This is a genomic window from Streptomyces sp. NPDC002476 (assembly GCF_042889785.1).
GTDB lineage: Bacteria > Actinomycetota > Actinomycetes > Streptomycetales > Streptomycetaceae > Streptomyces.
Map to the genome: position 1 here is coordinate 19903 of NZ_JBIARH010000009.1, position 22019 is coordinate 41921.

A 22019-nucleotide genomic window follows, 5' to 3' on the forward strand; every position below is an offset into this window, starting at 1 on the left:
CGGGCTCTCAGCTTCGTTCGAGCCCGGTCTTCGTCCGGCCCGCCCGGCTGCGGGGCCGGGCCCCGTCCTCAGGTGCGGAGCAGGCGGGCGATGGCCTTGGTGGCCTCCTCGACCTTGGCGTCCGCCTCGTCGCCGCCCTTGAGCGCGGCGTCCGCCACGCAGTGCCGCAGATGCTCCTCCAGCAGCTGGAGCGCGAAGGACTGGAGGGCCTTCGTGGACGCCGAGACCTGGGTGAGTATGTCGATGCAGTAGACGTCCTCGTCGACCATGCGCTGCAGGCCGCGGATCTGGCCCTCGATCCGGCGCAGCCGTTTGAGATGCTCGGCCTTCTGGTGGTGGTAGCCGTGGATGCCCCGGTCGTGGCCGGTGATGACCGGCTCGGCCGCCCCGGTGGTGGTGGAACCGGCCACGGGGTCGGGGGCGGCCGAGGCGCCCGAGGTCGTGGCATCCGCCGTGGCGTCGGTGCTCGCGGTGCCGGCGTCCGAGGTGGTCGCGGCGGTCCCGGTGGTGGTCATGGCTGCCTCCCGTATTCCCTTTACTACTGCCGTCCATATACCCCTGGTGGGTATAGCTTAACGAATTCTGCCAAAACGTGACCGGGGGCCCGTGCTGATCTCCGCGCCCCATGCGCGACACTGAAGAACGCCGGTTAGCCGTGGCCGGATGATGCGCCTAGCATCAGCCTGGCCGAATCCAAAGCACCCCGAGGACCCCACGTGCGCTTTCGTCTGACCCCCAGGGAGACGAGCTTCTACGACATGTTCTCCGCCTCCGCGGACAACATCGTCACGGGCTCGAAACTCCTGATGGAAATGCTGGGGGCGGACCCTGCCTCCCGAGCCGAGATCGCGGAGCGCATGCGGGCAGCGGAGCACGCGGGGGACGATGCCACCCACGCGATCTTCCATCAGCTGAACTCCTCTTTCATCACGCCGTTCGACCGTGAGGACATCTACAGCCTCGCTTCGTCGCTCGACGACATCATGGACTTCATGGAGGAGGCCGTCGACCTGGTCGTGCTGTACCAGATCGAGGAACTCCCCAAGGGCATCGCGCAGCAGGTCGAGGTGCTGGCCCGCGCGGCCGAGCTGACCGCCGAGGCGATGCCCGGACTGCGGACCATGGACAATCTCACCGAGTACTGGATCGAGGTCAATCGTCTGGAGAACCAGGCCGACCAGATCCACCGCAAACTGCTCGCCCATCTCTTCAACGGCAAGTACGACGCCATTGAGGTGCTGAAGCTCAAGCAGATCGTGGACGTACTGGAAGAGGCGGCCGACGCGTTCGAGCACGTCGCCAATACGGTGGAGACCATCGCGGTCAAGGAGTCCTGAACCACGTGGACACCTTTGCGCTGATCGTGACCATCGGGGTCGCGCTCGGTTTTACGTATACGAACGGCTTCCACGACTCGGCGAACGCCATCGCCACCTCCGTCTCCACCCGTGCGCTCACTCCGCGTGCCGCGCTGGCGATGGCGGCGGTGATGAATCTCGCGGGCGCGTTTCTCGGCAGTGGTGTCGCCAAGACCGTCAGTGAGGGTCTGATCGCGACGCCCGAAGGCGACAAGGGGATGGGAATCCTCTTCGCCGCGCTCGTCGGAGCGATCATCTGGAACCTCGTCACCTGGTATTTCGGGCTGCCGTCCTCGTCCTCGCACGCGTTGTTCGGCGGAATGGTCGGTGCCGCGCTCGCCGGCGGGACGATGGTGCACTGGGACGGGGTGATCGACAAGGTCGTCATCCCGATGTTCCTCTCGCCCGTCATAGGTCTGGTCGTCGGCTATCTGGTGATGGTCGTGATCATGTGGATCTTCCGGAAGACCAACCCGCACAAGGCCAAGCGCGGATTCCGGATAGCCCAGACGGTCTCGGCGGCGGGCATGGCACTCGGGCACGGTCTCCAGGACGCGCAGAAGACCATGGGTGTCGTCGTGATGGCCCTGGTCATCGCGGACATCGAGAGCCCGGAGGACCCGATTCCGGTCTGGGTGAAGCTGGTCTGCGCGCTGATGCTGTCGCTGGGCACGTACGCGGGCGGCTGGCGCATCATGCGCACGCTGGGCCGGAAGATCATCGAGCTGGATCCGCCGCAGGGGTTCGCGGCGGAGACCACCGGCGCGTCGATCATGTTCGGCTCGGCGTTCCTGTTCCACGCGCCGATCTCCACCACGCATGTGATCACCTCCGCGATCATGGGCGCGGGCGCCACGAAGCGGGTGAACGCGGTGCGCTGGGGCGTCGCCAAGAACATCATCCTCGGCTGGTTCATCACCATGCCGGCCGCGGCCCTGGTCGCCGCCGCCAGCTACGGGGTCGTGCTGCTGCTCTTCGGCTGACGGACGGCCGTGAGGGCCGCCGGTACGCGCCGGTGCGAAAGTCGGGTCCGCCCCGCTTTCCCGTGAGGGGAGCGGGGCGGACCCTTTGCCTTACGGGTGGCACCGCCATGCAGCACCCAAAGGCCATCCTTGGGGGGCGAGGATCCGGCCCTTCTCCGGCGGAGGAGGGCCCGGCCTCCCCGTTATCCGAACCGGCCCGAGATGTAGTCCTCGGTGGCCTGGACGGACGGGTTGGAGAAGATGCGCTCCGTGTCGTCGATCTCGATCAGCTTGCCGGGCTTGCCGACCGCCGCGAGGTTGAAGAACGCCGTACGGTCGGAGACGCGGGCCGCCTGCTGCATGTTGTGCGTCACGATGACGATCGTGAAGCGCTCCTTCAGCTCACCGATCAGGTCCTCGACGGCGAGGGTGGAGATCGGGTCCAGGGCGGAGCACGGCTCGTCCATCAGCAGCACCTCCGGCTCGACCGCGATCGCGCGGGCTATGCACAGTCGCTGCTGCTGACCGCCGGAGAGGCCGGAGCCGGGCTTGTTCAGCCGGTCCTTGACCTCGTTCCAGAGGTTGGCGCCGCGGAGAGACTTCTCGACGATGTCGGGGAGCTCGCCCTTCTTGTACGAGCCGTTCAGCTTGAGGCCCGCCGCGACGTTGTCGAAGATCGACATGGTCGGGAACGGGTTGGGGCGCTGGAAGACCATGCCGACCGTGCGGCGCACGGTGACCGGGTCGACGTTCGGCCCGTACAGGCTCTCGTCGTCCAGCAGCACCTTGCCCTCGACGCGGCCGCCGGGGGTGACCTCGTGCATGCGGTTGAGGGTGCGCAGGAAGGTGGACTTGCCACAGCCGGAGGGGCCGATGAAGGCGGTCACGGAGCGGGGCTCCACGGTCATCGAGATGTCCTCGATGGCGAGGTGGGAGCCGTAGTAGGCGGACAGGCCGCTGACGTCGATGCGCTTGGCCATCTGAATCACTGCTTCTTTCTGTGGCCGCGTCGGCGGCCGGTCACGGGGCGGGAGCCGCACGTATCAGTGCTTCGGAGCCTTCCAGCGGGCGATGCCGCGGGCCACGAGGTTGAGGATCATGACGAAGGCGATCAGCACGAGGGCGGCGGCCCAGGCCCGGTCGTACGACTGCTCGGTGCCGACCTTGTACTGCTCCCAGATGTAGAAGGGGAGCGAGGACTGGGCGCCCGAGAACGGGTTCGTGTTGATCAGCTGGCTGCCGAAGACCAGCAGCATGATCGGTGCGGTCTCACCGGCGATGCGGGCGATCGCGAGCATCACACCGGTGGTGATGCCGCCGAGCGCGGTCGGGAGGACCACCTTCAGGATGGTGCGCCACTTCGGGACGCCGAGGGCGAGCGACGCCTCGCGCAGCTCGTTCGGGACGAGCTTGAGCATCTCCTCGGTGGAGCGGACCACGACCGGGATCATCAGGATCGTGAGCGCCAGCGCGCCCATCAGACCGGACGGATCGGTCTGCGTCATCAGCATGATCGAGAGGATGAAGAGACCGGCGACGATCGACGGGATGCCCGTCATGACATCGACGAAGAAGGTGACGGCCCGGGCCAGCGCGCCCCGGCCGTACTCGACCAGGTAGACGGCGGTCAGCATGCCGATGGGGGTGGCGATGAGGGTGGCGAGGCCGACCTGCTCCAGGGTCCCGATCAGCGCGTGGTAGACACCGCCGCTGGCCTCGGAGCCGAGCACCCCGGCCATCGAGTGGGTCAGGAAGTACAGGTCGAGGCGTTCGGAGCCCCGGCTGACCGTCGTCCACAGCAGGGAGGCCAGCGGGGCGACGGCCAGCAGGAAGCACACCCAGACGATGCTGGTGGCGAGCCGGTCCTTGGCCTGGCGCCGGTTCTCCACGACCGAGGTCGTGATGTACGAGATGACGACGAAGAGGAGGGCGGAGAACAGCCCCCACTGGGTGCGGCTCTCCCAGCCGGCGGCGATGCCGGTGCCGACGCCCAGCACGAGCGCCACGGCCGCGAAGCCGAAGGGCGCCCAGCGGGGGAGGGACCGTGTGCCGAGGCCGGTCCGGGGGGCGACGGTCGCCGCGGGGGCGGGGACCTCCTGGACGCCGGTGTTGGCTGCGTGGCTCATGCGTTGGCCCCCGAGTACTCCTTGCGGCGGGCGATGATGAGCCGGGCCGCGCCGTTGACCAGCAGGGTGAGGACGAAGAGGACGAGGCCGGAGGCGATCAGGGCGTCACGCCCGAACTGGTCGGCCTCGTCGAACTTCGCGGCGATGTTCTGGGCGAACGTTCCGCCGCCCGGGTTGAGCAGATGCCCGGAGATGACGAAGCTCGGCGACAGGACCGTGGCGACGGCCATCGTCTCGCCGAGCGCCCGGCCCAGGCCCAGCATCGACGCGGAGATCACGCCGGAGCGGCCGAAGGGGAGCACCGAGAGGCGGATGACCTCCCAGCGGGTGGCGCCGAGGGCGAGGGCGGCCTCCTCGTTCATCCTCGGGACCTGGAGGAAGACCTCGCGGCTGACGCTGGTCACGATCGGCAGGATCATGATCGCGAGCAGGATGCCGACGGTGAACAGCGAGCGGGCGACGCCGACCTCGGTCTTGTCGAAGATGTACGTCCAGCCGAAGAAGTCGTCGAGCCAGAGGTTGAGGCCCTCCAGGTACGGGACCAGGAAGAGGGCGCCCCAGAGGCCGTACACGATGCTCGGCACGGCGGCGAGCAGGTCGACGACGTACCCGAGGGGCGCGGCCAGCTTGCGCGGCGCGTAGTGCGAGATGAACAGGGCGATGCCGACGGCGACCGGGACGGCGATGGCCATCGCGACGACCGAGCTGACGACCGTGCCGAAGAGGAGGACCGCGATGCCGAAGACCGGCGGGTCGCCGGCCGGGTTCCAGTCGAAGGCGGTGAAGAAGTTGCCCTCGTTCTTGGAGACGGCCAGTGCGGCGCGGTAGGTGAGGAACACGGCGATCGACGCCATGATCACGAGCAGCAGGATGCCCGAGCCCCGGGAAAGCGCCAGGAAGATCTTGTCGCCCGCGCGCCCGGTACTGGGGGCGCGGCCGGTCGCCGCCGGGGGTACCGGCGGCGTGTCTATCGGTGTGGTGGAAGCCATGGTCTTTCCGGTCTGTGTGGGGGAGCGGCGTGGCTCCCCTGGCGGCGGTGCACCGGATGGGCGGTGGCGGGCCGGTCCGGAGGGGTGCACCGGACCGGCCCGCCGGGTGTCGCTGGTGTTGCTCTGGTGTTGTCGTGTCGCGCGACGCGCGCTACCGCTCGTCGCGCTTCCGGGTTACGAGAGGGAGGCGATGGTCTCGCGGACCTTGGCGTTGATCTCGGCCGGGATCGGCGCGTAGCCGGCGTCGGTGAGGAGCTTCTGGCCCTCGTCACCGGCGGTGTAGTTCAGGAAGGACTTGACCGTCGGCAGGGTCTCGGACTTGTTGCCCTTGTCGCAGACGACCTCGTAGGTCACCAGGACGATCGGGTAGGCGCCGTCGGCCTTGGTCGCGTAGTCGAGGTCGAGGGCCAGGTCCTTGCCGGTGCCCTTGATCTTGGCGGCGGCGATGGCCTTGGAGGCGTTCTCCGGGGTGGCCTTGACCGGGGTGGCGGCACCGGTGGCGATGTCGACGGTGGGGATCGACTGCGCGGTGGCGTAGCTGAGCTCGAAGTAGCCGATCGAGCCGTCGACGGCCTTCACCTGGGAGGCGACACCGGAGGAGCCGGACGCGGCCTGGCCACCGGGGGCCGGCCACTTCTTCTCGGCCTCGTACTTCCAGTCGCTCGGCGCGGCGGCGTTCAGGTACTTGCCGAGGTTCTGCGTGGTGCCGGAGTCCTCGGAGCGGTGGAAGGGCTGGATCGCCTTGTCCGGGAGGTCGACGCCGCTGTTGAGCTTGGCGATCGCCGGGTCGTTCCACTTCTTGATCTTCGTGTCGAAGATCTTGGCGAGGGTGGGGGCGTCCAGCGTCAGGTTGTCGACGCCCTCCAGGTGGTAACCGATGGCGATCGGGCCGCCGACCATCGGGAGGTTGATGCCCTGGCCGCCCTTGCAGATCTTCTTCGAGTCGGCGACCTCTTCGGGCTTCAGCGCGGAGTCGGAACCGGCGAAGCCGACCGTGCCCTGGTTGAAGGCGATGATGCCTTCACCGGAGGAGGACGACTTGTAGTTGATCTCGACACCCGAGCACCCGGCCATGTAGTTCTTGGCCCAGAGGTCCATGGCGTTCTTCTGCGCGCTGGATCCGGAGGCGAGCAGCTGGCCCTTGGCGTCGTCGCACTTGATGTTCGACGCGGCGCTCGTCTTGCCGCCGCCGGCGGACCCGTTGCTGTTGTCGTCCGAACCGCACGCCGTGAGGACCAGGGCGCCGGAGACGGCGAGGGCACCGAGCGCGGTGGCACGAAGCCGGTTCTTGCGCTGAAGCTTCACTTTTCGGGTGTTCCTTCCAGGAGCCGCCGATGCCTTTTTTTGTTCTACGACGGCGCGCGATGTGGTGGGTGCTGCGGCGTTTCGCCGTGCACCGTGCACTGCCGAAGTTAGGCAGAACAGGTGAAGCGGTTTACGGGGGTGGGTGAACGGGAGGTGAACCATGCTGGACGGTGCGGTTCTCGCCACCGGTCGCCCGGTCCGGTCCGGGGTGCGGTTTCGGTCCCGGACCGACGGTGGTCCCGAACCGGGGCGCGGTCCAGGGCCGACGGTGGTCCCGGACCGACGGTGGTCCCGGCGCGGGCACGGGCCACGAGGCCGGTACGGGAAGTGCCGGACGGCCGACGGGCGGGCGGGGGTGCCGGACACCGGCCGACGGGCCGGGCAGGGAAGTCAGACGTCTGGCAGGCCGGCCAGCCAGACGTCGAGCAGGTCCCGGTCGTGGTCCTGCGTGAGGCGGGCCCGGGCATCCGCCGGGGCGAGCCAGGCCAGCCGGTCGACCTCGGCTCCCGGCACGAACGTGCCGCCGGTGGCCTCGGCCGCCCAGTAGGCGACTTCCTTGGGCCGCCCGTTCACGGCGTACCGCACCGTGGGGAGTACGGTTCCCAGCGCGCAGTGGTGGCCGGTCTCCTCCAGGACCTCACGGCGGGCGGCGTCCCGGGCCGACTCGCCGCGCTTCAGCTTGCCCTTGGGGTGCGACCAGTCGTCGTAACGGGGCCGGTGCACCAGGCAGATCTCCATGCTGCCGGTGCGTTCCGAACGCCGCCACAGCACGCATCCGGCCGCCAGGACCGGTCCGTTCGCGGAGCGTCCGCCCGTCGGCCGCCCGGGCCGGGCGGCGGCGCCGGTTCCTGCGGCACGGGCGGCGTCGGGCCTTCCGGCGGATGCGCCGTCGGGACCGGGCGCGGGCGGCCTGCTCATGGCGTGGTCGCCGCCGCCGGGGCGTACGGCCAGCTCGCCCGGAACAGCCCGCGTGCCGCCCCCGCCTCGTGCCGCTGGTCCGCGTGCAGCACCCCGAGGACGTACGCGGTCGCGGGCGCGATCCGGGGGGTGCGGGCCGCCGATGCCGCCGCCGCGGCGGCCTCCGCCGCGTCCCGGTGCAGGTCGAGGGCGTGCCCCGCCGCGGTCAGGACCGGGTCCGGGGCGCCGCGGACCACCTCGTGGGCGTACCGGTGCAGCCGCAGCAGCAGCCGGGTCCGGTGCCAGGGCGCGTCCTGCGCCTCGTTGTACGGCTCGGTCGCCCCGTCCGGCGGCAGCGCGGCCACCGCGCCCAGCAACTGCTGCTCGGCCCGTTCGGCGGGGCCGTGCAGCATCTCGTCGGCCGGGGCCCCGGCCGACGCGGTGAGCGGGACCTCGGAGGCGAGCAGCGCCACGGCGTCGGCCACCGCGTGGAAGCGGGAGGAGCCGAGTGCCTGGAGCGCGGCGGAGTGGGCGCGGGTCCGGGCGAGGGTCAGCTGGCGCTCCAGCAGGGCACCGGCGCGGGCCGCGCCGACGCCGAGGGCGGCACGGTCCTTGTCGTCGGGTCCGTGGGGTCCGGCCCCCGTTGCCTTGCGGGCGGCGGGGAGCGGTCCGCCGGACACGTGGTGCAGCGCTTCGAGGAGCCGGTTCAGCCGGGTCGCGTAGGCGTGTTCCCGGGCCAGGGTCCCCGACAGCCAGGCCAGTTCGGCGCGCAGATGCTCGGCCCAGGCCGGGTCCAGCGCCGTCCGGAAGGTGTGCAGGGTGCCGCCGATCCGGCGCGAGGAGCGGCGCAGCGCGGCGGCGGCCTCCTCGGCGGTGCGGGTCCCGGCATCCGAGGGTGCGCTGTGCTCGCGGTGCAGGCGCAGGCCGCGGAGGAATTCGGCGGCCCGTTCCTGAAGGTAGGGCGCGAGCACCGCGCCCGCCGTAAGGTCCGCCTGCGTCGTCGTCTGGTGGTCATGGCGTCGCACGCCGGCGCCTCCGGGCGTCAATGAGCATTTCCTGTACGTGCCGCAGTGGCTGGCCGTCCGCGTCCGTGGAGTGGCGGGTCCAGTTCCCGTCGGGACCGAGGTGCCAGGAGGAGGTGGTGTCGGCCATGCCGGTCTCCAGGAGCCGGTTGAGTGCGGCGCGGTGGGCGGGGTCGGTGACCCGGACCAGTGCTTCGATCCGGCGGTCGAGGTTGCGGTGCATCATGTCGGCGCTGCCGAACCACACCTCGGGTTCGCCGCCGTTGCCGAACGCGAAGATCCGGGAGTGCTCCAGGAAGCGTCCCAGAACCGAGCGGACCCGGATGTTCTCGGAGAGGCCGGGGACGCCGGGGCGTATCGCGCAGATGCCGCGTACCCAGATGTCCACCGGGACCCCGGCCATCGCCGCCCGGTAGCAGGCGTCGATGACCGCCTCGTCGACCATGGAGTTGACCTTGATGCGCACGTAGGCGGTCCGCCCGGCCCGCTGGTGCGTGATCTCCTTGTCGATCCGGGCGATCAGCCCGTCGCGCAGCGAGCGCGGGGCGACCAGGAGGCGGCGGTAGGTCTCGCGGCGGGAGTAGCCGGAGAGCCGGTTGAACAGGTCGGAGAGGTCCGCCCCGACCTGTTGGTCCGAGGTCAGCAGGCCGAGGTCCTCGTACAGCCGGGCGGTCTTGGGGTGGTAGTTGCCGGTGCCGACGTGCGCGTAGCGGCGCAGTGTGTCGCCCTCCTGGCGGACGACGAGCGAGAGCTTGCAGTGGGTCTTGAGGCCGACGAGCCCGTAGACGACATGGCAGCCGGCCTCCTCCAGCTTGCGCGCCCACTTGATGTTGGCCTGCTCGTCGAAGCGGGCCTTGATCTCGACGAGGACGAGGACCTGCTTGCCGGACTCGGCGGCGTCGATCAGGGCTTCCACTATCGGCGACTCGCCCGAGGTCCGGTACAGGGTCTGCTTGATGGCGAGGACGTCGGGGTCGGCGGCGGCCTGCTCCAGGAACGCCTGGACGGAGGTGGAGAACGAGTCGTACGGGTGGTGCAGCAGCACGTCGCGTTCGCGCAGCGCGGCGAAGATGTCGGGCGCGGAGGCGGACTCGACCTCCGCGAGGTCGCGGTGGGTGCCCGCGATGAACTTGGGGTACTTCAGCTCGGGCCGGTCCAGGGACGCGACGCCGAACAGTCCGGTCAGGTCGAGCGGCCCGGGCAGCGGGTAGACCTCGGATTCGGACACCTTCAGCTCGCGTACCAGCAGGTCCAGCACGTACGGCTCGATGGACTCCTCGACCTCCAGGCGGACCGGCGGGCCGAAGCGGCGCCGCATGAGCTCCTTCTCCAGGGCCTTGAGGAGGTTCTCGGCGTCGTCCTCCTCGACCTCCAGGTCCTCGTTCCGGGTGACCCGGAACATGTGGTGGGCGAGGACCTCCATGCCCGGGAAGAGCTCTTCGAGGTGGGCGGCGATGATGTCCTCTATGGGCACGTACCGCTGCGGCGACGCCTCCAGGAAGCGGGTCAGCAGCGGCGGCACCTTGACCCGGGCGAAGTGGCGGTGCCCGCTGACCGGGTTGCGCACGACGACGGCCAGGTTGAGCGAGAGCCCGGAGATGTACGGGAAGGGGTGCGCCGGGTCGACGGCCAGCGGCGTCAGCACCGGGAACACGCGCTGCCGGAAGAAGGTGAACAGGCGGGCCTGCTCCTTCTCGGTCAGCTCGGGCCAGCGGATCAGCTGGATGCCCTCGTCGGACAGGGCGGGGGCCACGTCCTGCTGGTAACAGGCCGCGTGCCGGGCCATGAGTTCGCGCGAGCGGGTCCAGATCAGGTCCAGGACCTCGCGGGGCTGGAGCCCGGAGGCGGAACGGGTGGCGACACCGGTGGCGATGCGGCGCTTGAGCCCGGCCACCCGGACCATGAAGAACTCGTCCAGGTTCGAGGCGAAGATGGCGAGGAAATTAGCCCGTTCGAGGAGGGGGGTCGCCGGGTCCTCGGCGAGTTCGAGCACCCGCTCGTTGAACGCGAGCCAGCTGCGTTCCCGGTCCAGGAACCGGTCGTGCGGCAGCTCGTCGCCGTCGATGTCGGGCTCGTACGCGTCGACGTCGCCGTCGATGTCGGGATCGAGGTCGGCAGCGGTGGACAGGGCGGCCCCGTCGCGTGAGGAAGCGGCGACGGCGTGCGGCCGGTGCGCGGCGAGCAAGCCGACCGACGGCTGCGCGGTGGACCGGACCGGGACCTCGGAGCTGGGCTGCTGGCTCATGAACCCATTCTTCCGCGCCCGGGGCTTCGAGGGCGCGCCGGAGGACGAGGAGACCACGGGGAACGCGCGGTCCGTACGGTCCGGAGCGCCGTCCGCGCGGTTCGTACGGCTCGTGGGGGCGGCGGCGTTCGCGCGCCCGGGGCGCTCGGCGCGCGCTTCGGGAACCGTACGGTTTCCGAGGCCCGTGAGGCCCGTGAGGTGTGTGCGGTTCACATGGCCGGCGTGGCTCTCGTGGCTCGCGTGGATCGCCTGGTCTCCACCGGGATTTCTCCCGTCGTGAGGGGTCGGCACAGCTGGCTGCATTCTGAGAGGGTGGCAAGCCCTTCTGAATGGCTGGTAACGGCGACATGACGTGCAGGAAGCGGTGTGCCGTGCGCGGACCGTCCCGGCCCCCTCGGAAAGGGGCCGGGACGGACGGCGCGGGCCCGCCGGAGAAGCCCGGGCCCCCTCCGGGGAGGGGGCCCGGGACGGCGCGGTCAGCCGTGCCGACGCCGCAGCACCCGGAACGCGAGGAGGACGGCGAGCGCGGCCAGGGCGAGCAGGATGCCGGTCTCGACGAGCTGGAGCGGCCAGAAGTGCGAGGCGGGGTGGTAGTCGACGAAATTGGTGACACCGCCGAGCTCGCGCATGCAGGCGCCGGGATCGTCCGTCGTGTAGGCGTCGGGGCAGTCCCTCCAGCGCACCTCCTTGCCCGCGGCCGTGAGCATGCCCGAGTCGACCCACCAGACATCGCCCTTCGGCCGGTGGTCGCCGAGGGCCCGGGCCGTCGGCCAGAGGTCCTCGCGTACCCGCTGCTGGATCTTCATCACGAGGCCCAGGACGAGGACGGACACGGCGATGGAGACGACCGTGCGACGCACGAGCAGGGCGATGAGCGCGCCCACGGCGACCGCCAGCAGTACGTACCCGATGGACACCGGCCCCATGACCGGGTACACGCTCGGCTCGTACCAGCCGAGTCCGTAGACGTACGGGCTGTTCACCAGCTGGGAACGTCCCCAGTGGTAGACCGGGACCAGAACGACGGCGCCGGAGGCCGCCAGGGCGGCGGGCACCGCGAGCCGCGCCGCCAGCCACTGCGCGGGGGAGCTGGACTGGGCCCAGGCCATCCGGAACGTCCCGCTCTCCAGCTCCCGGGCGATCAGCGGGCCTGCCACGAAGGCTCCGACGAGCACGGCGAGCACCATCATGGCGGTGCCGCCGTCCGCCAGGAACGTCTCGGCGCTCGTGCGCGCGTAGGTGGGCTGATAGACGTCGTCGCCGCACGGGGTCGTGTCGCCGTCGGCGCACAGTTCGTCGCGGCCCGCGACCGTGACCCAGATCCGCAGCGCGACCACGAAGCCGACGCCGAGCAGCAGCAGTGCGCCCCAGCCCCACAGGACGCGCCGGTGCTGGCGCAGGAGAACGCGGATCTGTCCGTGCAGACCGCTGCGCGAGGCGGTGCCGGAGGTCGTGCGGGTGGTGTCCCGCGAGGGGGAGACGCCGAGCGCGCTCATGCCGCCACCTCCTTGCCGGCCCCGGTCCCGGCCGTGGTCCGGGCCTCGGCGCTCGGCGTCAGCAGGGCGGGCGCCTCCGGCGACCGCAGATGGGCCAGCAGCAGCTCCTCCAGCGAGGGCTCCGCCGCATCCCAGACGCTCGTGTCCACGAGGCCCTGCCTGCGCACCAGCGTGGTCTGCGTCCGCCCCGTCGTGCGCGACTCGACGACGGTGTGCGGCGCGGTGTCCCGCACCGGGCCGGTGAGCAGGGCGTGCGCGGTGAGGAGGTCGTCCGTCTCGCCGCCCAGCCGGACCCGGCCGCCGTCGACCAGCAGGAGGTAGTCGCAGGCGTTCTCCAGCTCGCCGAGGATGTGCGAGGACATCACGATGGTGGTGGAGTGCTCGGCGGCCTCCGCCATGAGCGCGCCCATCAGCCGGTGGCGGGCGAGCGGGTCGAGATCCGCCATCGGCTCGTCCAGCAGGAGCAGTTCGGGACGTTTGCCGAGGGCGAGGGCCAGCGCGAGCCGGGTGCGCTGACCGCCGGAGAGGGTACGGACCGTCGCGTCGCGCGGGAGGTCCCCGGCGATGCGTTCGGCGGTGTCCTGGTCCCAGGCGTCCGGGTTCAGCTCGGCACCCGCCCAGAGCGTCCCGGCGACCGTCAACTGCGGGTACAGCGGCTTGTCCTGGGCCACGAACGCCACCCGCGCCCGCGTCTCGCCGGGCGCCGCGCCCAGCACCCGTATCGTCCCCTCGGCGGCCCGCAGAAAGCCCGCGGCCAGGGCGAGCAGGGTGGACTTGCCCGCGCCGTTGGGCCCGACGAGGGCGCACACGCGCCCGGCGGGCAACCGGAACGAACAGTCGCGCAGCGCCCAGCCCCCGCCCCTCCTGCTCCGGTACTTCATGCCGAGGCCGACGGCCTCGATCGCGGCGCCTGCCGCCGCAGAGCCCCTCGCGCCCCCGGCGCTCGATGGGCTCGTGGCCTCTGTCATCCGGGTCATCCGGGCTGATCCCCCTCGAAAGTCCTGTCCAGTACGGCGGTGAAGAGCGCGCTCACGTCGTCCTTCTCCAGGCCGGCCGCGCGGGCCCGCCGGGTCCAGTCGGCGAGTTCGGTGCGCAGCGGGGTGTCGTCGACGGCCGCCGCGCCGCCGAGCGTCCGCGTGACGAACGTGCCGAGCCCGCGCCGGCCCTCGACCAGGCCCTCGCGTTCCAGCTCCCGGTACGCCTTGAGCACGGTGTTCGGATTGATGGCGGTGGCCTCCACGACCTCCCGCGCGGCGGGCAGCCGGTCGCCGGGCTCCAGCAGGCCGAGCCGGAGGGCCTGTTTGGTCTGCTGGACGATCTGGAGGTATGTGGCGACGCCACTGCGCCGGTCGATGCGGTACTCGATCGCCGCGGGTCCTGCCATGCTTTCCCCCTTTCACTAATCAAGTAGTGAAAGAGTGTTGCAAGAAGGGGGGCGGTGTCAAGTCGCAAGAGAGGGGCGGAGTCGAGCGGACATTCGATACGGGTGGCCGCTCGACTCCGCCCCTGGGCGAGTAGTTCCGAAACGGACCAACGAGACCCTCGCTTCACGCACCCGAAGACTTCGGAATCACTCGTCCAGGCGTGACGAGTCACCGGCGTCCGGGGCGTCTCAGCCTTCCGCGGGAAGCCGCAGCGCGAGGATGGCCATGTCATCGTGGCCGTCGCTGGGGTGATGGTCCGCGAGCGCCTTCACCAGCTCGTCCACCGGCAACGCGGCGTACGCGCCCGCCAGGTCGAGCAGGGTGTCCATACCCTCGTCGATCGAGTGGGCGGAATGCTCGACCAGGCCGTCGGTGAAGAAGACGACCGTGGCTCCCGGCGGCAGCCTCCTGCGGTGGTCCGGGCGCGGCAGCGCCGGGTCGACGCCCAGCGGCACGCCCGGCTCGTCCAGCAGGTACTCGGCCTGTCCGTCAGGCGTGATCACCAGGGGAGGGAGATGGCCGGCGGCGCACCAGTGCAGAACCCGGTTCTTCTCGCCGGGCTCGACCCGGGCCGCCAGCACGGTGGTCGCCGGGGAGTCGGAGCCGACCTCCAAGGTGACGTCGAGCTGTCGCAGGACGTCGCTGGGCGGTGTTTGGCGGTCGTAGAACAGCGCGCGCAGCATGTTGCGGATCTGCGCCATGGTGGCGGCCGCGGACAGGTCGTGGCCGCAGACGTCGCCGATGACGATGCCCAGCGCGCCGTCCGGCAGAAGCAGCGCGTCGTACCAGTCGCCGCCCAGGTGGTTGGGCTCGGCGGCGGGGCGGTAGATGGTGGCGGCGGAGTAGGGGCTGAGGTCGGGCAGGGCGGGCAGCAGCAGACGCTGGAAGTTCTCGGCGCTGTCGCGGACCTGCTCGAAGAGGCGAGCGCTCTCGATGGCGATGCCGGCCGCGCTGGCCAGCGCCACCAGGACCTCCTGGTCTCCGTGCTCGAAGGGTTGGGCGTCGAGGCGTTCGGACAGGTAGAGGTCGCCGTAGATCTCGCCGCGGACGCTGATGGCGACGCCGAGGAGGGACCGCATGCGGGGGTGGCCGGGCGGGTAGCCGACCGAGGCCGGATGGGCGGAGATGTCCTCCAGCCGCAGCGGCTCGGGGTTCTTGATGAGAAGGCCCAGGACGCCCTTGCCGTGCGGGAAGTCGACATCGGCCAGCGCCTCGTACTCCTCGTCGCTCAGCCCCACAGTGATGAACCGCTCGAGGTACTTGCCCTCCTCGTCCAGCACACCGAGCGCACCGTAGCGGGCGCCGCACAGGCGCATGGCGGTGGTGACGATGCGCCGGAGTACTTCGCTGAGCTCCAGCTCGCCGGTGATGGCGAGCACCGCGTCGAGCAGCTCCTCGAGCCGGCTCTTGGTGGAGGCGAGCACCCGCAGATGCTGGGCGATCTGGTCCATCTCGGAGTCCAGGCGCTTGCGCAGGTCGGCGAAGGGCACCGCGTCGCCGTGCGACTGCTGCCGCTCGCTCACCGCGCCCTCCTCCCGGCGCACGTACCGGGACATGCCCGCCGAACCCACCACTGCCTCGCGCGGTGCGCCCCGCCTCCTGTTCCCGACCGTGGACGTTCGCTATCACCCTCGCACGGGGCGGTCCGGGCGGCCCGTCCGGTTGCTCCGCATGCCGACAGGGCGGGGCGGGCGGGTCAGCCGCCCGCCGCTCAGGCGGGCAGCCATGTCCAGCCTCGCCGCGTACCGACGAAGGCCCGGCCCCGTCGGAGCCCCCTGTCCTTGCGGACTCCGGCCGCGTGATGGTGCGCTCGAACGACGGCGGAGTCGACGGGCACCACCCGGCTCAGGTCTCCGTGCGGTACATCAGGTCCACCTCGTGCGTCGCGAAGCCCATGCGCTCGTAGACCGTCAGGGCGGCTTTGTTGTCCGCGTCGACGTAGAGCATCGCGGTCGGCAGCCCCTGCGCGGCCAGGTGGCGCAGCCCGATCGCGGTGAGCGCCTTGCCGAGCCCGCCGCCCTGCGCGTCCGGCCGGATGCCGAGGACATACACCTCGCCGAGCTGCTCCTCGGCGTGCACCTTCGTCCAGTGGAAGCCGATCAGTTCGCCGTCGCGCTCGGCGAGGAAGAAGCCCTTCGGGTCGAACCAGGGCTCCGCCCTGCGGTCGTCCAGGTCGCGCTGGGTCAGCGAGCCCTGCTCGGGGTGGTGGGCGAAGGCCGCGCGGTTCACCGCGAGCCAGGCGGCGTCGTCCTCGCCGGGGACGAAGGCACGGATCGTGACACCGGGCGGAAGCACCGGCTCCGGGATGTCCGGCGGGGTCAACGGGCGGCGCAGCTGGCGCAGTTCACGGAAGAGGGAGAGGCCGAGGACCTGGGACAGATGCCGGGCGGCGGACTTCCCGCCGTGCGCCCACACCCGCAGCCGCTTGCCGGTCAGGGCCAGCAGCGCCGCCCCGAGTGCCCGCCCGTGCCCCTGCCCGCGGTACGAGGGGTGGACGACCAGCTCGGCGGCCGGCGCCTCGACGGGGTCGGTGTCCTCCAGCTGCGCGTACCCCACCAGGGTCGGCCCGCTGCTGAGCAGCAGATGCCGCACTCCCTCGCGCCGCCCGCCCCGCAGCTGCAGCCGCCCCTGCTCGGACACGGCCTGCCTGCCGTCGGAGCGGGCCGCCTCGGCGAGCAGGTCGGACACTGCCTGGGCCTGTTCGGGGGAGAGTGCGTCGAGCGTCTGGATCTCCCGCCCGGGGGCGGGCAGAGGTACGTCAGTCGTCATGTGTACGAGCGTACGGGGGGAGGCGGCGGTTGGCGGGTGTCACGGGACCGGGAGAGCCGCAACGGTACGGAGCGGGGGCGGCCGCGGCACTGCGGGCCGAGGTCGGGGCGCGGCCCCTGGCGGATGAGACCTCGCGGGGCTCAGCCGCCCGGCCGACCGCATGGCAACCAGTTCGTAACCCTGCACATCTGTCGCGCTACGCGCGTTGACCCTAGGCTGCGCACGACGCCTCCGGACTCGTCAACGCTCTTTGACCTCCGCTGAACTCACAAGGGGACCGATGTCAGCGAAACCGCAGAAGAACCGCGTGTCCCGGCGGGTGCTCGCCGCCGCGGCCGGGCTCGCCACCGTCGGTGCGCTCGCCGCCGCGATGCCGGCCGGCGCCCACGACCGGGGGCACGGCCACGGGCACGGCCACCACAAGCCCGCCCGCACCGTCGACGTGCAGCTGCTGTCCTTCAACGACCTGCACGGCAACCTCGAACCGCCGGCCGGCTCGGCGGGCACGGTCACCGAGACGCAGCCCGACGGCACGGCGAAGCCGATTCCGGCCGGCGGGGTCGAGTACCTGGCGTCCTCGCTGCGCACCGCGCGCAAGGGGCACCCGTACTCGATCACCGCCGCCGGCGGTGACATGGTCGGCGCGAGCCCGCTGCTCTCGGGTCTCTTCCACGACGAGCCGAGCATCGAGGCGCTCAACAAGCTGGACCTGGACGTCACGAGCGTCGGCAACCACGAGTTCGACGAGGGCGCGACGGAGCTGGCCCGCCTTCAGAACGGCGGCTGCCACCCGGTCGAGGGGTGCTACGAGAAGGGCAAGAAGTTCAAGGGCGCCGACTTCCCGTACCTCGCCGCCAATGTGACGAACGAGAAGACCGGCCGCCCGATCCTCAAGCCGTACACGGTGTGGAAGAAGAACGGAGTCAAGATCGGCTTCATCGGCGTGACCCTGGAGGGCACTCCGAACATCGTCACGGCCAACGGCGTCAAGGGCCTGAGGTTCCACGATGAGATCAAGACCATCAACAAGTACGCCAAGGAGCTGGACCGGCAGGGCGTCAAGTCCATCGTCGCGCTGATCCACGAGGGCGGGCAGCCCTCCTCCACCTCGTACAACTACGACTGCGACAGCTCCGGCCCCGGTGACGGCATCTCCGGCCCGATCACCGACATCGCCAAGGGCATCACGCCCAAGGTCGACGCGCTGGTCACGGGCCACACCCACCAGGCGTACGTCTGCACCGTCCCGGACCCGGCGGGCAACCCGCGCATGGTCACCTCGGCGTCGTCGTTCGGCAAGCTCTACACGGACACGACCCTCACGTACGACCGCCGCACCAAGGACATCGTCCGTACGTCGGTGAAGTCGGCCGGCGCGCACAACCCGCGGTCCGTCAACCACATCGTCACCCGGGACCAGCCCAAGGCCGATGACATGACGGCCCTGATCGCGCGCTGGAACGCCCTGGCGGCCCCGATCGCGAACCGTCCGCAGGGCTACATCAGCGCCGACATCGACGGCCGCGGCTCCACGGCGTACGAGAAGCCGCTCGGCGACCTGATCGCGGACGCCCAGCTGGAGGGCCTGGCCCCGGCGGACAAGGGCGGGGCGGTCCTGGCCCTGATGAACCCGGGCGGCATCCGCGCGGACCTGGTGTACGCGTCGGAGGACGGCAAGACCGACGGCGTGGTGACGTACGGCGAGGCCTTCACCGTGCAGCCCTTCACCAACATGATGAACGTCGTCGACCTGACCGGCGCCCAGCTGATCACCGCGCTCCAGCAGCAGGTCAGCGGATCCAACGAGGCCGGCCCGAAGATCCTCCAGGTCTCGAAGGGCCTCACGTACACCCTGGACATGACGAAGTCGGGCGCGGCCCGCGTGGTCACCGACACCATCAAGCTGAACGGTGAGGCGATCGACCCGGCGAAGACGTACCGCGTCGCCATGAACGAGTTCCTGGCGGGCGGCGGCGACGGCTTCGCGGCCCTCGGCCAGGGCACGAACAAGCTGGTCGGCCCGTCCGACCTGGACGTGTTCAACGCCTACCTGGCGGCCCACTCCTCGGCCGCCGCCCCGCTGGCCCCGCCGGCGGCGGACCGGATCACGGTCATCAAGTAACGCACGTAGGCGGCGGAGGACTTCCGCACGCGACGAATCGGGGCGGCGGGCCGGACGGGCTCGCCGCCCCTCGTCGTTCGCGCCTGCTCAGGTCAGGCGTCGCCCCCGGCCTCCCGGGCCACGCGTTCCAGCCGGTTCCGATGGTCTTCCCACCACCCGGTTTCGCCCGGCGGCATGTTGTCGTTGCCCTTGTCCATCCCGACGGCACCGTCCGTGAGCTCGCGGAGGATGTCGGCGTGACCGGCATGCCGGTGGGTGTCCGCGATCACGCGCACCACGGCATGGTGCAACGTCACTTCGCCCCGGCTGGCGGGCCACCACGGCACCCTGCCGACCGTTTCCAGCGCCAGCGCGTCGATCGTCGCGTCCGCGTGCGTCCATGCCTGGTGGTAGAGGCCCACGATGTGTTCGCGCGACTCGTCGGCGGTGGCCCACATGTCCGCGTTGGGCTCGGCGTCGTCGTCGAGGCAGGGCAGGGGTATGCCGGAGGGCCGCCCGAAGACATCGCCGAGGTAGCCCAGTTCCACCCCGGTCACATGTTTCACCAGGCCCAGGAGGTTGGTGCCGGTCGGTGTGCGCGGGCGGCGGACGTCGTACTCGGAGAGCCCTTCGAGCTTCCACAACAGGGCGTCACGGGCTGACTGGAGGTAGTAGCGGAGATCGCTCTTGGCGCTCTCGTCGCTCTTGGCGTGGTCCGGTGCGGTCATGGGCCTCAGTCTGGGGACCGGCCGGTCGCCCCGCACCGTCTTTTGACCGAAAGACGGTGCGGGGCGCTCCTTTACGAGCCCTGGCCCCGGCGGCCCGTCGCGGAGGCGAAGCCCAGCCAGGTGTGCCGGTTGCCCGCCCAGCACCATCCGATCTTGGGCGCGTCGCGGCGCTCGCGCCCGTCCCGCCCGGTGCCGTTGCTGATCCAGACCGCAGGCGTACGGGTGTCCAGGGCGCCGTTGGCCTTGCGCAGCCGCGAGCCGATGGTCATGAAGCAGTGGTTGCGTTCCAGGATGTCGGGTTGCTGGAGCACCCAGTGGATGCCCTCGGTGAGCAGCAATGGCGTACGGGCCTCGGCCGTGAGGGCGGGCAGCGCCTCGTCCGGGCTCCAGTTGGCCATCCGGTCGCCTCGGTCGAGACCGGTGAGGAGGTAGAGCGGGGCGTCGGGCAGCGCGACCGTGTCGAGCGGAGCGAAGAGGTCCACGTCCGGCATGTCGACGACGACGAACCCCGGCTTGCCCGAGCGGCGCAGCAACGGCGCAAGGGCGGAGGCCGGGGCCCGGTCCGGGTGAACCGCGAGCAGGGCGCCCTCGCCGCCCGCCGGAGCCTTGGCGGCCTCGGCGGATGCGAAGGTACGGAGCTCTTCGGCGGACAGCCCGGCGATCTCGTGCACTCCCAGCTCGACCAGACGTTCGGCCTGGGCGCTCAAGGCGGGGAGCGAGGCGGAGAGCGAGGAAGGAAGGACAGGGGTGGCAGACGCGGTTTCGGGCACGATGCTCCCTGGGATAGCGATGTGGAAGGGCCCAGAGAGAACGCGACGGCCCGCGGGAATGTTCCCGACCGGGTCTCAGAGGTATGGGTCTCAGAGGGTTGTCCCGAGCGTGAACCAGACCGCCTTCCGGTACGGAACGCAATGGTCGAGGACGGTCGCGCCCCAGGCCAGGGCGAGCCGTTCCACGAGCAACAGCCCTTGTCCGCCGACCCGTTCCGGTTCGACGCGGAAGTCCGTCGGTTTCGGAAGCGCCCAGTGCGCTTCGTCCGTGACCGCCACCGTGACGCGCGTCCGCAGCACGACCGCCTCGACGCCGATCACCGAAGTCGGCGTATGGGGGCGCGCGTTGGTGACCATCTCGGTTACGCACAGGCGCGCGCGCTCATCGGGGGCGTTGGGTCGAGTGGACCGTACGCCCGCGCCCGGCGTACGGGGCAAACCGCGGCGACCACGACGACGGTGGCGGCTCGCCCTGTTCCGACACTGGCATGTGCCGGTCATAATCCGAGGGCCGATTCCCCACCGCAGACGGAGGCACCCGCATGAGCAGCCCGTACGCAGGCTCACGTCCCGGTTCGCGTCGTACCTTCCTCGCAGGCGCATTCGCCGCGACTGCCACCGTCCTCCTGGGCGCGGGGTCCGCCGGGGCCGACACCCGGCAGGCCCTCACCACTCAGGGCTGGATGGGTGCCCTCCCCGATGCCACCGCACTGCAACAGCTCACGATCCCTGGTTCGCACGACTCCGGTGCTCGGTACGGCGGGCCATGGACGGAATGTCAAAACGCCACGATCGCGGAGCAGTTGAGCAGCGGTATCCGATTCCTCGACGTGCGCTGCCGGGTCACCGGAGGCTCGTTCGCGATCCACCACGGGGCCTCGTACCAGAACATGATGTTCGGCGATGTCCTCGGCGCCTGCTGGGACTTCCTGGCCGCGCACCCCACCGAGACCGTGCTGATGCGGGTGAAGCAGGAGTACTCGGAGGAGAGCGACGCGACGTTCCGGACCGTCTTCGACGACTACCTCGACGTACGGGGTTGGCGTCCTCTGTTCCGCATCGACTCGGCGCTCCCGTCGCTGGGCCAGGCACGTGGCAAGGTCGTCCTGCTCGCGGACAACGGCGGACTGCCCGGCGTCCGTTACGCCGACCCCGCACTCTTCGACATCCAGGACGACTACATGGCGGAGCCGATCGCCAAGTACCGCAAGATAGAAGCCCAGTTCCGCAAGGCGGCTGGGCAACCCGGGAAGCTGTACATGAACTATGTCAGCACCGCGGCCCTGCTGCCCCCGCGATGGAACGCGGATCGGCTCAACCCCCAGGTCCACTCGTTCCTCGACGGCTCCGAGGCGTCCGGCTGGACCGGTCTCGGCATCGTCCCGCTGGACTTCCCGGCCACCCGGTCCGGCCTCGTGGAGTCACTGATCCGGCACAACCCGCTGGATCGTTGACGCGGGGCCGCCGGGCTGCGGCGTCCTGGACACCGAATCGGAGAGCCCCCGTCGTGTGCCCGCCACATGCAATGGACCGGCCCTTGGGCGGATGATCAGAGGTCGGAGCCGTGCTGAGCGAGAAGAGCCGTGTAGGCGCCTTCGGCTGCTCTTCCGGGTACGACATCGGCCGGCGTGTGGTTCAGGAAGCTGGCGGTCGTTCCGTGGTGCAGGATGCGCCCGTTGTAGAGGACGCTCACGTGGTTGGCCTCTTCGGCGAGATCGGAGCGGCTGGGGACGACGCGGCGGGGACGCAACACGCCGACAAGGACACCGAAGGCCGAGAGCGGAACGCTGATGCGATTGGTTCCACGCACATCATCAACGACAGCCT

At 70.6% G+C, this 22019-nt stretch carries 21 protein-coding genes; 4 read left to right on the forward strand and 17 right to left on the reverse strand.

Annotated elements, in window-relative coordinates; translation table 11 throughout:
* Positions 1-68: 68 nt before the first annotated feature.
* Positions 69-515 (reverse strand): metal-sensitive transcriptional regulator, encoded by a 447-nt coding sequence (locus tag ACFYXM_RS13330; RefSeq protein WP_389289129.1) that lies wholly within the window; start codon positions 513-515, stop codon positions 69-71.
* A 201-nt stretch (positions 516-716) separates the two neighbouring features.
* Between ACFYXM_RS13330 and ACFYXM_RS13335 the strand changes: the two genes are divergently transcribed.
* Together ACFYXM_RS13335 and ACFYXM_RS13340 are read left to right on the forward strand one after the other, a co-directional pair.
* Positions 717-1337 carry a DUF47 domain-containing protein gene (locus ACFYXM_RS13335; RefSeq protein ID WP_389289130.1) on the forward strand — a complete coding sequence of 207 codons (621 nt, stop codon included), beginning with the start codon at positions 717-719 and terminating at the stop codon, positions 1335-1337.
* A 5-nt stretch (positions 1338-1342) separates the two neighbouring features.
* Positions 1343-2341 (forward strand): anion permease, encoded by a 999-nt coding sequence (locus ACFYXM_RS13340; RefSeq protein WP_389289131.1) that lies wholly within the window; start codon positions 1343-1345, stop codon positions 2339-2341.
* A gap of 182 nt (positions 2342-2523) precedes the next feature.
* On the opposite strand, the gene pstB is transcribed toward ACFYXM_RS13340, so the two are convergent.
* The 12 genes from pstB to mshD form a co-directional block, all read right to left on the reverse strand.
* Positions 2524-3300, reverse strand: a complete 777-nt coding sequence (gene pstB / locus ACFYXM_RS13345) for a phosphate ABC transporter ATP-binding protein PstB (RefSeq protein WP_389289132.1) — start codon at positions 3298-3300, stop codon at positions 2524-2526.
* A 63-nt stretch (positions 3301-3363) separates the two neighbouring features.
* Complete coding sequence (gene pstA, locus ACFYXM_RS13350; protein WP_389289133.1) at positions 3364-4446, reverse strand: phosphate ABC transporter permease PstA; 1083 nt, start codon at positions 4444-4446, stop codon at positions 3364-3366.
* Complete coding sequence (gene pstC, locus ACFYXM_RS13355) at positions 4443-5435, reverse strand: phosphate ABC transporter permease subunit PstC (RefSeq protein WP_389289134.1); 993 nt, start codon at positions 5433-5435, stop codon at positions 4443-4445. The genes pstA and pstC overlap by 4 nt, the downstream gene beginning before the upstream one ends.
* A gap of 174 nt (positions 5436-5609) precedes the next feature.
* Positions 5610-6740, reverse strand: a complete 1131-nt coding sequence (gene pstS, locus ACFYXM_RS13360) for a phosphate ABC transporter substrate-binding protein PstS (RefSeq protein ID WP_389289135.1) — start codon at positions 6738-6740, stop codon at positions 5610-5612.
* A gap of 390 nt (positions 6741-7130) precedes the next feature.
* A complete protein-coding gene (locus ACFYXM_RS13365) occupies positions 7131-7658 on the reverse strand; it encodes an NUDIX hydrolase (RefSeq protein ID WP_389289136.1) in 528 nt (175 codons plus the stop codon).
* On the reverse strand, positions 7655-8662 hold the full coding sequence (locus ACFYXM_RS13370; protein ID WP_389289137.1) for a CHAD domain-containing protein: 1008 nt from the start codon (positions 8660-8662) through the stop codon (positions 7655-7657). Before ACFYXM_RS13370 ends, ACFYXM_RS13365 begins: the two co-directional genes overlap by 4 nt.
* On the reverse strand, positions 8649-10904 hold the full coding sequence (locus ACFYXM_RS13375) for an RNA degradosome polyphosphate kinase (RefSeq protein ID WP_389289138.1): 2256 nt from the start codon (positions 10902-10904) through the stop codon (positions 8649-8651). Before ACFYXM_RS13375 ends, ACFYXM_RS13370 begins: the two co-directional genes overlap by 14 nt.
* 476 nt (positions 10905-11380) lie before the next feature.
* Positions 11381-12400 (reverse strand): ABC transporter permease, encoded by a 1020-nt coding sequence (locus ACFYXM_RS13380; protein WP_389289139.1) that lies wholly within the window; start codon positions 12398-12400, stop codon positions 11381-11383.
* Entirely contained in the window at positions 12397-13368 is a 972-nt protein-coding gene (locus tag ACFYXM_RS13385) for an ABC transporter ATP-binding protein (RefSeq protein WP_389289140.1), read from the reverse strand. The genes ACFYXM_RS13380 and ACFYXM_RS13385 overlap by 4 nt, the downstream gene beginning before the upstream one ends.
* Before the next feature lie 5 nt (positions 13369-13373).
* Complete coding sequence (locus tag ACFYXM_RS13390) at positions 13374-13784, reverse strand: GntR family transcriptional regulator (RefSeq protein WP_389289141.1); 411 nt, start codon at positions 13782-13784, stop codon at positions 13374-13376.
* 228 nt (positions 13785-14012) lie between these two features.
* On the reverse strand, positions 14013-15275 hold the full coding sequence (locus ACFYXM_RS13395; RefSeq protein WP_389289306.1) for a PP2C family protein-serine/threonine phosphatase: 1263 nt from the start codon (positions 15273-15275) through the stop codon (positions 14013-14015).
* Between the two features lie 394 nt (positions 15276-15669).
* On the reverse strand, positions 15670-16593 hold the full coding sequence (gene mshD, locus ACFYXM_RS13400) for a mycothiol synthase (RefSeq protein ID WP_389289142.1): 924 nt from the start codon (positions 16591-16593) through the stop codon (positions 15670-15672).
* Between the two features lie 280 nt (positions 16594-16873).
* On the opposite strand from mshD, the gene ACFYXM_RS13405 reads away from it, so the two are divergent.
* A complete protein-coding gene (locus tag ACFYXM_RS13405; RefSeq protein WP_389289143.1) occupies positions 16874-18715 on the forward strand; it encodes a bifunctional metallophosphatase/5'-nucleotidase in 1842 nt (613 codons plus the stop codon).
* A 92-nt stretch (positions 18716-18807) separates the two neighbouring features.
* On the opposite strand, the gene ACFYXM_RS13410 is transcribed toward ACFYXM_RS13405, so the two are convergent.
* From ACFYXM_RS13410 to ACFYXM_RS13420, 3 genes are all read right to left on the reverse strand, one after another.
* On the reverse strand, positions 18808-19422 hold the full coding sequence (locus ACFYXM_RS13410) for a DinB family protein (protein WP_389289144.1): 615 nt from the start codon (positions 19420-19422) through the stop codon (positions 18808-18810).
* 71 nt (positions 19423-19493) lie between these two features.
* Complete coding sequence (locus ACFYXM_RS13415) at positions 19494-20192, reverse strand: DUF5701 family protein (protein ID WP_389289145.1); 699 nt, start codon at positions 20190-20192, stop codon at positions 19494-19496.
* Between the two features lie 90 nt (positions 20193-20282).
* On the reverse strand, positions 20283-20795 hold the full coding sequence (locus ACFYXM_RS13420) for an ATP-binding protein (RefSeq protein ID WP_389289146.1): 513 nt from the start codon (positions 20793-20795) through the stop codon (positions 20283-20285).
* On the opposite strand from ACFYXM_RS13420, the gene ACFYXM_RS13425 reads away from it, so the two are divergent.
* Positions 20735-21646, forward strand: coding sequence for a phosphatidylinositol-specific phospholipase C (locus ACFYXM_RS13425; RefSeq protein ID WP_389289147.1), 912 nt, complete (start codon positions 20735-20737; stop codon positions 21644-21646). The genes ACFYXM_RS13420 and ACFYXM_RS13425 overlap by 61 nt on opposite strands.
* Positions 21647-21741: 95 nt before the next feature.
* On the opposite strand, the gene ACFYXM_RS13430 is transcribed toward ACFYXM_RS13425, so the two are convergent.
* On the reverse strand, positions 21742-22002 hold the full coding sequence (locus ACFYXM_RS13430; RefSeq protein ID WP_389289148.1) for a hypothetical protein: 261 nt from the start codon (positions 22000-22002) through the stop codon (positions 21742-21744).
* Positions 22003-22019 lie beyond the last annotated feature (17 nt).